The sequence below is a fragment of the Leptospira ainlahdjerensis genome (genome assembly GCF_016919175.1).
GTDB classification, from domain to species: domain Bacteria; phylum Spirochaetota; class Leptospiria; order Leptospirales; family Leptospiraceae; genus Leptospira; species Leptospira ainlahdjerensis.
In genome coordinates this window covers 81915-94856 of record NZ_JAFFPU010000042.1, presented here as the reverse complement: position 1 = coordinate 94856, position 12942 = coordinate 81915, and the positions used below count along the sequence as shown (strand labels likewise).

General features: G+C 44.6%; 14 protein-coding genes. 9 read left to right on the top strand and 5 right to left on the bottom strand.

Translation table 11 applies throughout. The features are described 5' to 3' along the window. The first annotated feature begins 24 nt into the window (after window positions 1-24). The 9 genes from groES to JWG45_RS12150 all read left to right on the top strand — a co-directional run bounded on the left by groES (window position 25) and on the right by JWG45_RS12150 (window position 8926). A complete protein-coding gene (groES, locus tag JWG45_RS12190) occupies window positions 25-315 on the top strand; it encodes a co-chaperone GroES (RefSeq protein ID WP_069607700.1) in 291 nt (96 codons plus the stop codon). 14 nt (window positions 316-329) lie between these two features. Beyond that, a complete protein-coding gene (groL, locus tag JWG45_RS12185; RefSeq protein WP_205275490.1) occupies window positions 330-1967 on the top strand; it encodes a chaperonin GroEL in 1638 nt (545 codons plus the stop codon). 104 nt (window positions 1968-2071) lie between these two features. Beyond that, window positions 2072-2746 carry an SIMPL domain-containing protein gene (locus tag JWG45_RS12180; protein ID WP_205279972.1) on the top strand — a complete coding sequence of 225 codons (675 nt, stop codon included), beginning with the start codon at window positions 2072-2074 and terminating at the stop codon, window positions 2744-2746. A gap of 117 nt (window positions 2747-2863) precedes the next feature. Next, window positions 2864-3367, top strand: coding sequence for a DUF1579 family protein (locus tag JWG45_RS12175; protein ID WP_205279971.1), 504 nt, complete (start codon window positions 2864-2866; stop codon window positions 3365-3367). Window positions 3368-3418: 51 nt separating this feature from the next. Beyond that, window positions 3419-3871 carry a hypothetical protein gene (locus tag JWG45_RS12170; RefSeq protein WP_205279970.1) on the top strand — a complete coding sequence of 151 codons (453 nt, stop codon included), beginning with the start codon at window positions 3419-3421 and terminating at the stop codon, window positions 3869-3871. 45 nt (window positions 3872-3916) lie between these two features. Beyond that, window positions 3917-5173 (top strand): ATP-grasp domain-containing protein, encoded by a 1257-nt coding sequence (locus tag JWG45_RS12165; RefSeq protein ID WP_205279969.1) that lies wholly within the window; start codon window positions 3917-3919, stop codon window positions 5171-5173. Next, window positions 5160-5807 (top strand): class I SAM-dependent methyltransferase, encoded by a 648-nt coding sequence (locus JWG45_RS12160; protein ID WP_205279968.1) that lies wholly within the window; start codon window positions 5160-5162, stop codon window positions 5805-5807. Before JWG45_RS12165 ends, JWG45_RS12160 begins: the two co-directional genes overlap by 14 nt. Beyond that, window positions 5783-6673, top strand: coding sequence for a class I SAM-dependent methyltransferase (locus JWG45_RS12155; RefSeq protein WP_205279967.1), 891 nt, complete (start codon window positions 5783-5785; stop codon window positions 6671-6673). Before JWG45_RS12160 ends, JWG45_RS12155 begins: the two co-directional genes overlap by 25 nt. 3 nt (window positions 6674-6676) lie before the next feature. Then, complete coding sequence (locus JWG45_RS12150) at window positions 6677-8926, top strand: YhjD/YihY/BrkB family envelope integrity protein (protein ID WP_205279966.1); 2250 nt, start codon at window positions 6677-6679, stop codon at window positions 8924-8926. Window positions 8927-8932: 6 nt separating this feature from the next. Here JWG45_RS12150 and JWG45_RS12145 read toward each other — a convergent pair whose 3' ends face one another. From JWG45_RS12145 to flgG, 5 genes are read right to left on the bottom strand one after another with little or no spacing between them, the layout of a single operon-like run. Further along, window positions 8933-9421, bottom strand: a complete 489-nt coding sequence (locus JWG45_RS12145) for a rod-binding protein (protein WP_205279965.1) — start codon at window positions 9419-9421, stop codon at window positions 8933-8935. Then, window positions 9418-10500 (bottom strand): flagellar basal body P-ring protein FlgI, encoded by a 1083-nt coding sequence (locus JWG45_RS12140; protein ID WP_205279964.1) that lies wholly within the window; start codon window positions 10498-10500, stop codon window positions 9418-9420. The genes JWG45_RS12145 and JWG45_RS12140 overlap by 4 nt, the downstream gene beginning before the upstream one ends. Continuing rightward, window positions 10497-11216: a flagellar basal body L-ring protein FlgH gene (locus tag JWG45_RS12135; protein WP_205279963.1), complete on the bottom strand. Its 720-nt coding sequence runs from the start codon at window positions 11214-11216 to the stop codon at window positions 10497-10499. The genes JWG45_RS12140 and JWG45_RS12135 overlap by 4 nt, the downstream gene beginning before the upstream one ends. Next, window positions 11213-12106 carry a flagellar basal body P-ring formation chaperone FlgA gene (flgA, locus tag JWG45_RS12130; RefSeq protein WP_205279962.1) on the bottom strand — a complete coding sequence of 298 codons (894 nt, stop codon included), beginning with the start codon at window positions 12104-12106 and terminating at the stop codon, window positions 11213-11215. Before flgA ends, JWG45_RS12135 begins: the two co-directional genes overlap by 4 nt. 18 nt (window positions 12107-12124) lie before the next feature. Beyond that, window positions 12125-12919, bottom strand: a complete 795-nt coding sequence (gene flgG, locus JWG45_RS12125) for a flagellar basal-body rod protein FlgG (RefSeq protein WP_100784264.1) — start codon at window positions 12917-12919, stop codon at window positions 12125-12127. Window positions 12920-12942 lie beyond the last annotated feature (23 nt).

Sequence of the window (12942 nt, the reverse complement as noted above, 5' to 3'; positions counted from 1 at the left end):
ATCAATATTTTAAGGAGTTAGTCTATGGCATCGATTAAACCTCTGGGCGACAGAGTCCTCGTAGAACCAAGACAGGAAGCCGAGGAAAAAATCGGCAGCATTTTCGTTCCTGATACAGCAAAAGAAAAACCTCAAGAAGGGAAAGTCGTAGAAGTCGGAAGCGGCAAATACGAAGACGGAAAGCTCATCCCTCTCGAAGTAAAAGTAGGCGATACCGTCCTTTACGGGAAATATTCCGGAACTGAAATCAAATCCGAAGGCAAAGAATACCTCATCATCCGTGAGAGCGATATTCTCGCCGTTGTTAAGAAATAATTTAGGAGTGAATCATGGCTAAAGAAATAGAATACAACGAAACAGCAAGACGTAAACTCCTCGAAGGTGTAAACAAACTCGCGAACGCGGTGAAAGTTACCCTCGGGCCTAAGGGTCGTAACGTAGTTATCGATAAAAAATTCGGCGCTCCCACCATCACAAAAGACGGTGTGACTGTTGCAAAAGAAATCGAACTCGAAGACGCTCTGGAAAACATGGGCGCGCAAATGGTAAAAGAAGTTTCCACGAAGACGAATGACGTCGCCGGAGACGGAACTACCACTGCTACGATTCTTGCTCAATCCATCATCAACGAAGGGTTGAAAAACGTTACTGCGGGTGCAAACCCAATGTCTCTGAAAAGAGGAATTGATAAAGCGGTAACAGCGGCAGTGGAAAGCATTCAAAAAAGAGCCGTTAAAATCGAAAACAAAAAAGACATCGCTAACGTTGCCACCATTTCTGCAAACAACGACAGTGCGATCGGAAATCTGATCGCTGACGCGATGGACAAAGTCGGTAAAGACGGAGTCATCACTGTAGAAGAAGCAAAGTCTATCGAAACCACTCTTGACGTGGTAGAAGGAATGCAATTCGACAGAGGATACATTTCACCTTATATGGTGACCGATCCTGAATCCATGATCGCAACTCTGAACGATCCGTTCATCCTCATCTATGACAAAAAGATCTCTTCTATGAAAGATCTGATTCACGTTTTGGAAAAAGTTGCTCAAGCTGGAAAACCTTTAGTAATCATCTCAGAAGAAGTGGAAGGAGAAGCGCTTGCTACGATCGTAGTAAACACTCTTAGAAAAACCATTTCTTGCGTTGCGGTGAAAGCTCCCGGTTTCGGTGACAGAAGAAAATCCATGTTGGAAGACATCGCGATTCTCACCGGCGGACAAGTGATCTCCGAAGACCTCGGAATGAAACTCGAAAACGCTACTCTTCAAATGCTCGGCCGTGCGAACAAAGTGACCGTAGACAAAGAAAACACTACGATCATCGAAGGCAAAGGCCAAACAAAAGATATTCAAGGAAGAATCGGTCAGATCAAAAAACAGATCGAAGATACTTCTTCTGAATACGATAGAGAAAAACTCCAAGAAAGACTCGCTAAACTCGCGGGTGGTGTTGCCGTGATTCACGTGGGCGCCGCTACCGAAGTAGAAATGAAAGAGAAAAAAGCTCGTGTAGAAGACGCTCTTTCCGCTACTCGCGCAGCCGTTGAAGAAGGAATCGTTCCTGGTGGTGGTTTGACTCTTCTAAAAGCTCAGGAAGCGGTTGCCGCTCTGAAACTAGAAGGCGACGAAGCGACCGGAGCAAAAATTATCTTCAGAGCTCTCGAAGAACCGATTCGTATGATCACGAATAACGCAGGCCTGGAAGGATCCGTTATCGTAGAACACGCGAAGAGCAAAAAAGGAAACGAAGGTTTCAACGCGCTCACTATGGTATGGGAAGATCTTCTCGTAGCCGGAGTCGTTGACCCTGCGAAAGTGGTTCGTTCCGCTCTCCAAAACGCTGCTTCCATCGGTTCTATGATCTTAACTACAGAAGTTACGATCACCGATAAACCTGAAAAAGACGGTCCTAACCCGATGGCGGGAATGGGCGGCGGTATGGGAGGAATGGGCGGAATGATGTAATTCATTCTTTCCTTTCTTTTGTTCACGCAAAAAAGGCGGGCGAGATTTTCTCTTCCGCCTTTTTTTTGTTTTCAAAGATTCCAACTCGAAAAAGAATTCCAAACATGATTCAACGTCTCTTAATCCTTTCTGCGTTATTCGTCCTTCCTTGGTTCGGAATCTTTTCCGAATCAAAACAAACCATCACAGTTTCGGGTAACGGTACCGCCGTCGTGGAAACCGATTTTATTCAAATTTCATTTTCCGTAGAAGTGGAGGATCCAAATCCGAAAATCGCTCAGGAAAAAAATCTTCAAAGAGTTACGAACGTAATCCAGTCCCTATCCAGAGAATTTAAAATTTCTTCCAAAGATATCCATAGCACGGATTACACGTTACAGAGACAATATTTGGACGATGGAAAACAAAGACCTTATCTGGCATCCTCCGGGATTCTTCTCAAACTTAGAAATATAAAAGTATATAAGGATTTACTGTTGGAGATTCAAAAACTCGGAGTAAACCAAGTGAGCGGAATCGAATTCAAATCTGACAATACCCAAAAACAGGAAAAGGAAGCGCTCGTGGCCGCTCTGGAAGACGCCAAAAACAAAGCCCTTGTTCTTGCTACGTCGATCGGAAAAACAAACGTGGTTCCGATTCGAATCATAGAATCGGATTCCAGCATCAATCCGTTGGTTGTTTATCAAATGAAGGGAAGAGAAAGTGACTCCTCGCCTCTTTCCGTCGGAGAAAGAAAGATCCAAGCCAGAGTCAGCGTAGAATTCGAACTTCCGTAAAACGTAGGAACTCACACAGTCCAGCGATTCACCGGGAAACAAACGAATTCAAAGCTTCCACTCATCCAGTTTAAATTTTCTTGATTTCCCGGAAGAATTCTCAACTACTGTTTCGCCATGAGCAAAGAAAAATTTGAAACTTCGAAACGGACCGGAATCCACAAGGAATTCGAAGCCTTTATCGGCGACTGGAAGGGTGTCGCCCAGATGATCTTCGAAGAAGGTAAGATCGCAGACGAATCTCCGATTGCGGGAAACATAAAACTCATCTTAGGCGGGAGATTTTTGTTTCACGAATACAAGGGAAGCTACGCGGGAGAACCCTTGGAAGGGATCGCGATCTACGGGTATCATATCGATCGAAAACGATACGAATCAGCGTGGATAGAAACCTTCGGAATGGGAAGCGGAATTCTTTTTTCCCAAGGAGAATCGGGCGCTTCCGAATTTTCCTTCACCGGTCATTACGCCGGAGAAACTCCGGAAACACAATGGGGATGGAAGACCCATCTCGAGAAAGACGGAGAAAACAAGCTCGTTATCTTTTCTCAGAACCTAACCCCGGATGGAAAAAAAGCCGGCGGAGTTCGAATTCTTTACGAACGAACCAACCAATCTTAAAAACGATCAGTCCAATTTTCGAGCATCCAAACGGAACGCTTCAGGATAAAAATGACAAAGACGACGACCCGGTGGATTCCCGAGAAACAATTAATTTCCACAACGATCAGCGGCAAAGTGGAAGTGCAGGATGTGGAGCTCTGGGAAAAGACACTTCTTGAAACTCTCGAAAAAATACCGGATAACGGAGTTTTCAAAATTTTCGTAAATCTTCACGGGTTCGAAGCTGCGAATCTGGAAGCTCACAAACGATTTCGTACGATCATCCCGAAAGTTCTTTCCGACTACGGATGGAAAGTCGGATATCTGAATCTTTTTGAAGAATCCAAACAAATGCAATTTCGAAATCTTCGCGGAATTCGTTGTATCGGCGCGGTTCACGTTCATCAAGACGAGACCAAAATAAATTCTTACGAAGAAAAGTTCGGAAGAGACAACGAACACTTCTATACCGATCCGAAGACAGCAGAGGATTGGATCTCTAATCTCGCCCTTCGCGTTTAAAAATCCTTTGACTTTCTTAGGGGATCCAAAGAAATACGAAGGGAAATGAAACAGAAGGGGTATTTTCTTTCCATAGGAGCCGGTATCAACCAAATACCTCTCATCTCCTCTGCGAGCCAATTGGGATACACTGTCATCGCAGTGGATCAAAACGATCGTGCACCGGGACTCGGCCTCGCTTCCCTTCGTATTTTAGAATCCGTAACAGAATATCGTAAAATTCTTAAGGCGGCTTCCGAACTTCCTCTGCAAGGTCGGATCGTCGGAGTGGGAACGCGCTCCTACGGGAAAGCGACCTACACAACTTCGTATATCGCCGATAAGATGAAACTGCGTTATGCGCCCCTTGACTCCGTTGAAATTTGCTCCGATAAGAATCTTCTCAATGAAGCAGCCCGAAGGGTCGGAATTTTAGTTCCGGAAAGAATCGATTTCCATTCAGCAATTTCAAAAACTCAATTTCCATTCGTCTTAAAACCGGCGCGGGGAAAAAGCAAAGAAGGAATTCATACCTTTTATCAACCGGAAGAATGGGAACACTATCTAAAGTCCAAAAAAAAACTTCCCGCAACCAAAACCTCATCCAAGAAAAAAACTTCTTCAAACACAACGGAAAAAGAAGAATGGATCGCGCAGGAATACATTCCCGGATTTGAGATTACGGTTTGCGGCCTCGTTCAAAACAAGGAATTCTTTCCGGCATCGATCTCTCACAAGGACGTAACTTCTTACACGCCTTATTTAGAAATCGCTCATACACTTCCCTTTTTACATCAGGAACTCGTGGGAGAAATTCTACTCAACTGTAGAGCCCTCGTCGCCGCGACAAAGATGAACAACTGTCCCTTTGTAGCCGAGTTTCGAATCAATCCTCTCGGAGAAATTTTTCTCATCGAAGCGGTCCCGGAAGTCGGAGGAGAATTTTTAGCGGACTTTCTCATTCCCAACTACTTCGGAACTCAATATTTCGAAAATCTGATTCGGGTTTTGGTCGGAGAAAAAATCAAACCGTTTCTTTCCTATTTCGAAGTTCCCAAAAAATACGGAGGAGTATTTTTTTCCGCTCCTCCGGAAGGAAAATCCAAGTTCGTGGAACATTCTTCTTTTGAAACCTTAGGAAAAGAAAAACTTATCTTCGATCTAAAATGGAAACAAACTGGCGAAGTCCTAAAAACAAACGAAGGGAATGCGGCGCGCACCCGGAGCATTGCACTCTTAGGGCCGGAACAAAACAATCAAAGTCTGGAAGAATGGAAAACCTCCGTGCACAAAAGACTGGAAGGCAAGTTTGAATCCGTCTGAACCGTCTTCCCGGTCGGCGTGGAACACACATTATACACGAAACAAATCCAGACTCGCATATCCGGATGAAAACCTGGTAAGAATACTTTCCAAAATCAAAGCGGATTCGGAGGGATCTTCAGTTCCCCAAAAGGCTTTGGATTTCGGAGCCGGTTCCGGAAGACATTCTCTTTTGTTAAACGAATTCGCTTATCAAGTCTTTGCGACGGATTATACGGAGAATTCTGTCCGGACAATTTCAAAAGACTATCCGTTTGTAAACGCATCGGTGACCGGAAATCCGCCCTTCCCTTTTGAAAACTCCTTCTTCGATTTAATCGTAAGTTGGGGAGTACTTCATTACAACACAGTCGAACTCGCAAAACAGATCTTAGACGAGAAAAAAAGAATCCTAAAACCCGGTGGATATCTTGCAGGATCCGTCCGCGCTGTCGGCGACACACACCTTCAGGCAAAAGGAACAACGATCCAAACCCCCGATCTCAAAGGCGCCTATTCGCGATTTTATACCCTGGAAGAATTAAAACAAGATCTGAACGGTTTTTCCCAAGTGGAATTCGGATACACAGAGCGAACTCCTCTCGGAAAACTCGAAGAAAGGATTTGTCATTGGATTTTCCTAGCCAAACTTTAGACGAAATCTGTCCTTGTTGCCGGAAAAGCAGCTGGGAATTCCTATATAATTCTACATTCAACCATTATAATATACCGATATTCTTATGCACTTCCTGCGGCTTACAAACGCAATTCCCGAGACCGGAAGCTTCCGATTTGTATACGGAAGAATATTATAGTGGGTCCGCCGATTTTTCCTACAGAGACGAAAGAAAAACAGAAAAGTTCGATCGTTATGTTTGGAAAGCCCGGATCAAAAACATTCTAAAATTCAAACCTACTAAGGGAGAATTTTTAGACGTGGGTTGTTCTTTCGGCGGATTCTTAAACTGCGCCAAGGAAGCAGGCTTCGGAGTGACCGGAGTCGAAATTTCTCCTTTTTCGGCCGAGGTCGCACAATCCAGAGGATTTAAGGTTTTTACCGGAGAATTCTTGGACGCAGCTCTTCCTGAAAATTTTTTTGACGTAGTCACCCTGATCGAAGTGATCGAACACCTCTCCGAACCTTTGCATGTTTTTGCGAAACTAAATCGGATTCTAAAACCCGGAGGCCTTCTTCTTCTTCAAACCGCAAACTTCGAAGGATGGCAGGCGCTCGAAGCGGGTCCCAGTTATCACTACTATCTTCCGGGACATTTTTATTATTATTCCGAATCCAATCTGAAAAAAATTCTTGATCAATCCGGTTTTACCGATCATATCACGTATCCCGGAGTCGACTTTTCTCTCTCGGCAAAGTTACTCAAATCCAGAGGTAGTTTCCGTTCCTGGTGCGATTATTGGAAATGGATTCGTATCGGAATCTATCACTGGAAAAGCAAATTCAAAAAGAAAGACAGACCGTTGACATCGTCGATGGTACTGTACAGCTTCAAGGTAGAATGAAGGATGTTACATTTTTTAAAACCGGGTTGGCTGACCGACTCCGAAAAGATTCCTGAAAGAGGATTCTTACGTTACTTCGTACTTTTCTTGAGGGTCATCGTCGGTTCCGCGTATCGTTTTATCAAAGACGATTGTCTGATGCAGGCTTCCGGAATTTCTTATACCACGATCGTTTCGCTCATTCCCATGTTGACCGTAGCTCTCTCCTTGATCACGATTACCTCCGGTTTGGAAAATCGAAAAGAGGAAATTTTTGATACGATCAACACTTTCATTCTGCAAAGTAATATCAACGTCGACATCAACACCTATTTGGAAGCGATCGGCGATTTGATCGACACCGCGTCACAGATCGGAGCCATCGGTTTTGTCATTCTTGTATTTTCCGCGACTGCGGTTTTACGCTCTCTCGAAAACGCCTTCAACGGGATTTGGAAAATTCAATCCAATCGGTCCTTATTTCAAAAATTGGTTTTTTATTTTTTTGTTTTGGCGATCGGGCCTCTTCTATTTGTAATCGGCGAAGGTGTTGCGGAAAAGACCATAGATTTTTTCAGACCTCCTCATTACTTTTCTATGGAAAAGGATTCTTCTGAAAAAATTTGGGTGAGCGGTGAGAATGGAACGTTGTTCCGAATGGATTCAAATCTAAAGAGAGAATATTCAATCCGCGAAGACGAGATCGATTTTGAAAACATGAAATGTTTGGATAATTTAGGAGGAAGACTCGACTTTTGCAAAAAACCGGATATCGGAGCCTCCGATTTTTTAAAGATTAGAATTCGGGACGGAATCATCTATGTCCTTTCCCAAAAAGGGGCCCTTCTCATAAAGCCGATAGAATCCTCGGTTTGGACGTTGACTTCCTTGGAAGGTGTTGAACTCAAAGACATCGAGGTTGTGGACGAAAACAATATTTTTATTGTATTCAAGAATGGTGAAGTTCTCCATTACATTCCCGAAGGAATCTCTTTTAAACCGATTTTCAAAGACAGATTGAAAATGAACGCGTCCAAAGTCTATTTTCCGGATCCGTTAAACGGTTATATCGCAGACGAATCGGGAACGGTCTGGACGAGCAACGACAAAGGTTTTACCTTCTATCCGAACCGTTTGACTCATTTATCCTTTCATGATATTCATAGAACCGAAAACGGAGACATTTTTTTAGCGGGAGAAAGAGGGGTCATCTACCGATCCAAGGACGGCGGAAACAGCTGGATCGAAACCAGTCACAAACGATACAATTTTATTCGGATCTGGTCCTTTACCGGAACGGATACGATGGAACTTTTCGCCATGGACAGCCTCGGTCACATCCTGATATCCACGGATGAGGGCGATCACTGGAATCCTTTTTACACTCCCCTCAACGGTAAACTCTGGGCCAATCTCCTTTTGGAAAGAAAGGAAAACGGAAAAATCCGAATGTTAAACGTGGGCGAATACAGGACGATCAGTATCACTGAATCCAAGGATCAGAAGTTTTCAACGACGCTTGTAACGGGAGGAGACAGCGTCTTTTCGATCTACTCCTTTTTAAGAATTCTTTTTCCGCTTTCCGGAATCTGGCTCTTTTTTTTGAGTCTATATTCTCTAATTCCGAATACAAAAGTTCCTCTCAAAGCTTCTTCGGTTGGCGCCGCGGTGACGGGTGTAATTTTTTTGATTTTTCTCTGGGGATTTCAAGTTTATCTTTCTTCGTTCAGCGAAACGACGATGATCATCTACAAAGCGTTAGCCGCAATCCCTATCTTTTTATTGGGAGTATATTCACTTTCTCTAATCGTATTATTCGGAGCGGAAATCACAGCTTCGCTACAATTTAAGGAAAGATATCTGGCGCCTCTTCAATCCTTGGAATCAATGCATTCTTCCACGAGCAACGAATTTAGAAAGCTGATCCTTACTTTGAAATCCGCGTATCAGATTCAGAAGGATAAAAAAATTCCATCCTCTTCGCACGAAATCGCTCTCATTTCCCGTTTGAAAGAGGAAGAAATTCCGGTTCTTACAAAAAAACTATGCGAATTGGGATTCTTATCGGAAACGAAAAAAAACGAATACGTTCCTATTGCCGCATCGGCGGATTTGAGCGTAGGCGACATTTATCGGAAAATTCCGGAACCTCTGTTGACTGGGGACGCGGGATTAAAACTATTTCCTTCCAATCTTCAATCCAAGGTGGAGAAGACTGAAGAAAAACTTCAGAACGATTTGGATACGATTAAATTTACCGACCTGATCGGCTAAGGCCGATCAGACTTTTTGATCCAATTTTTTGAGACCGGTTACGGGAGGAAGATTGGAAGCGAGAGATTGATAGATTTGTTCCGCGAGCCCGAGCGAGGAATTGGAAGAAAGATTTTTTGCATATTCGTCGTAGAGCATATCTTCGAAAATTTCTTCAGCGTGTCCACCGTCGATCAAACCCGATTTTTCCACGGTCTTTTTCATTTCGGTTAACATCATCTTTACGAAGATCGATTCGAATTCCACCGATGCCGAATACAATTTTTTGCGATAAGGGTCAGCTTGAATCTCCTCTTTGATGTTGTGAGGAAGACGGATTTCGGAGGAGCTGATCTTACCGGAGAGTTTTTCGTTAAATTCCTCCCGGAGCTGATCCGGAAAAGAGACGTTCTGTTTTCCCTTACTTGCGTTTTCGGCGTTGATTAGACTACGGACTTCCGACTTCTCAAGAAGATTTAACTTGTTTGTATAATCGTTGATAGAATCGATTTTCATTGGATCTCCAGTTCGGCGTGTAAGGCCCCCGATTTTTTGAGAGCTTCTAAAATTGCGATGATATCTCTCGTGGAAGCGCCCACTTTGTTCAAAGCTTCCACGACGTCGCCCACGCTTGTAGACTCTTCGATAAGAAAGGAACTTTTTACGGGTTCCTGTTCCTTTCCGAGCCAGTTGCGTTTTCTGTTTTTATCCGTTACGGAAAGATGCAAACCCGATCGCGAAACCGCGACTTCTTCGATCGTGATATTACCGCCCATTACGATTACACCGGTCCTTTCGTTGATAACAACCTTCGGTTTTACCTGGGTTTCTATCGTAAGATTTTCGATGTCGCTTAATAAAGTTAAGAATAAGTCCGATTTATTTTCAAAGGTTTTCCCGAGGACGATATTGATTTCCGAAGGAGAAACCGGAACTACCGACTCGGGACCGATTCCATGTTTTCCGGGAAGAATCGATCGAATCTGAGTGATCACCGCGTTCAAGGTAGTAAAGTCCTGATTGTCCAGTTGAATTTGTACCCTTTCCGAAGCATAAAAATTCTGATCTAACTCTTGTTCAACGATCGCTCCTCCGTGAATGAGACCGACCGTCTTTTTGTTTCCGCGTGCGCCGGATCCTCGTTCCTGTTCCTGCCTTCCGCCGAAGGAAATCACTCCGGACGCCACGGCAAAGGTTTTATCCCCCGCGGTTTTCAGCGGAGACTGGAGAAGAACTCCCCCTTCCAGGGACTTTGCGTCTCCGATCGAAGAGACCACAACGTTTAACTTATCACCTTTTCTCGCATAGGTGGGAATCGTCGCTGTGATGAGAACGGATGCGATGTTTCTCGTTTGATCCGGTTTTAGATTGGCTTCTACTCCGAGATTTTTGAGGTAGTTTTTCATACTTTCGGAAGTCAGAGGTGTTTTGCCGTCGCCTGTTCCGGGAAGGCCGACCACGATTCCGTACCCAGTGATTTGATTTTCACGAACCCCTTCTATTTTCGCGATGTCCTTCAATCGAAGTTCGGTTCCGGACAATGCAGAAAGCAGGGATAAAAATAATATAAAGAATATGGAATATTTAAATTTCATTGTGACTCCCCTAAAAGGCGATTGAGCTGATTCAGGATCAGCCTTTGTTTTTCCTCTTCTGAAAGTTCGGCCTTGATTGTCACGGATCCGTCCGGATTGGAGACGGTTTTGAGGGCGATCGGAGGAATCACCTGTTTTGGATTGATTCTACCGCTGTATGTTATCTGCAAATTTGCGATCTTATCCGAATTCAGGGAAGAATCCTTTTCGACAAACTCAGGGGCTACCGTTCCCCCGAGAATCAGGCTATTCTCTTCCCCGTTGATCACGCTCGCTTTCTGACCTTGAATCGTAAGAAGTCCCGTATTGGGATCGACCGAGGTTACGAGCGCGGTTAGATTTCCTTTGATCTTTCCGAGCGATTTGATCTTACCCTTATTTTTGCGCGTAATCGTACGATCGTTGTTATACGAAGGCATGTCGGGAATGATTTTTTTGTCGGGCATGGCCTTGAGGGTCAGGGTTTCGTCGGCGTTGGACTCGAGTTCGAACTCCGCCTGAAGTCCGTTCGTGATTCGGATATAGATCGGAGCCCCAACTTTGATATTCTGTCGTACCGAATATGGGTTTTTGTCGGTCCAGAGGGAGGAATCCTGAGCTCTCAGCTTGGATCCGTCCTCGATAAAAAGGAATAATATTAAAAAAACGTAAACCGTTCCTCCGAGGATTCCCGGAAAAAAATCGAAGAAGAGCTTTTTGACAGATTCGAATTTCATTCAGTAACCACCGTATTCTTATCCACGACCTTCGCTCTCATCTGCCCTTCTCTGGAATGGGTGGTAACCTGAACCTCGTCCCCGATGTTTCCCGAACTCAAGGCCTTCACTTTTGTCTTGAGGACAAGGCTACCCCTGTGATAGACCATAAGAATTTCTCCGCCTCTTTGGACGTCTGCGATCTTGCGGACGTGTTTTTTGCGGAAGATTTCACCCACGTTCATATCCTTCAAGAGAGTGGAACCCAGGAGTTCTTTTCCCGGAGAGTCCAATATTTCCTCGGGAGTCAGGATCTCTTCTTCCTGAAAGTCGTTTTCGGCGATTCTGATTCCCTTATTCAAAGACCTGACGGCTTTTTGAACGCGAACCTTTTGTTCCACTTGGAATCGAATTCTTAAAGTGTGCACTTTCTGATTTTGAAAAAAAATTTCCAAGGAGGCCATCACTTGTCCCGGATGAAGACGGGAGGAAAGATTGGCCCAGCGAAGTTCGACTCCTTCGGAGGGAACCTTGGTTTCACCGGATAAGAACGTTAGACGAAATTCTTCTCCCGGATGTTTCTTTTTGATTTCGTTCGAGAGGGAATCGGTGATTTCGGAAATTGCCAGAGTGTGATTGAGAGGGAGAACCAGCGTTTCTTTTCCTGTCACGATCGGATCCAGATCCCTGTAGACGTTCAGAATTTCCTTGGTGCCCACAAAGACCGGTTTTTTTAAATTTTTAAGAATGACTCGATCTTCGAGGCCGTCCGGAATTCTCGCGATGGCGGAAAGAAGAACCTCGTCCCCTTCCACAACCGCACGACCTTTTAGATAAATTCCGGAAACTCCCCGTCCCCAAAGAGGATTTAGAAACAAAATGAGAAAGAGGAGCGTTGTTGCGATCTTCATAAGAAATTTATAAAATTCTTATCTCTTGAGTGAAATCGCGGTCGAGAGCATGTTGTCCGAGGTTTGAATCGCCTTCGAATTGGATTCGTAAGCCCTTTGGGCCACGATCATGTTCACCATCTCTTCCACGATTTTCACGTTACTCATCTCTAAAAAACCCTGAAGGACGTTTCCAAAACCTTCCATTCCCGGAGTCCCAGGAATTTCGGGACCGGAAGCCATGGTTTCTTGGAATAAGTTTTTTCCGATTGCGGTGAGACCTGCAGGGTTTACAAAACGATAGAGTTCGACCTGACCGATGACTATCGGGCGAATGTCAGCCCCGACCTTTACGGTAACTTCTCCTTGTTCGGAGATCATAAGAGTATTTAAGATGGCGCCTTCGGGAAGAATGAGGGGAGGCTCCAGAAGATATCCGTTAGACGTCACAACCTGTTGATTGGAGTCGATCTTAAACGATCCGTCTCTGGAGAATGCAAAACTACCGTCCGGCATCTGGATTTTGAAAAATCCCATCTCACCCGTAATCGCCATATCCAGTTTGTTTCCGGTCGCTTGGAAGGAACCGATCTCGAAAAGTTTTTGAGAGGCCGCGGCACGAACCCCGTGACCGACATTCACTCCCGTAGGAATTTCACTTACGGAAGTGGCCGGAGTTCCGGCCAAAACCTGATGTTGATAGACCAAGTCTTCAAAGTCCGCGCGGTTCTTTTTAAAACCGGTCGTGTTCACGTTCGCCAAGTTGTTCGAAATCGTATCGATATGGAATTGCTGGGCAATCATACCCGTAGCCGCAGTCCAGAGTGAGCGCATCATAATCCGGTAACCCTCTTCTG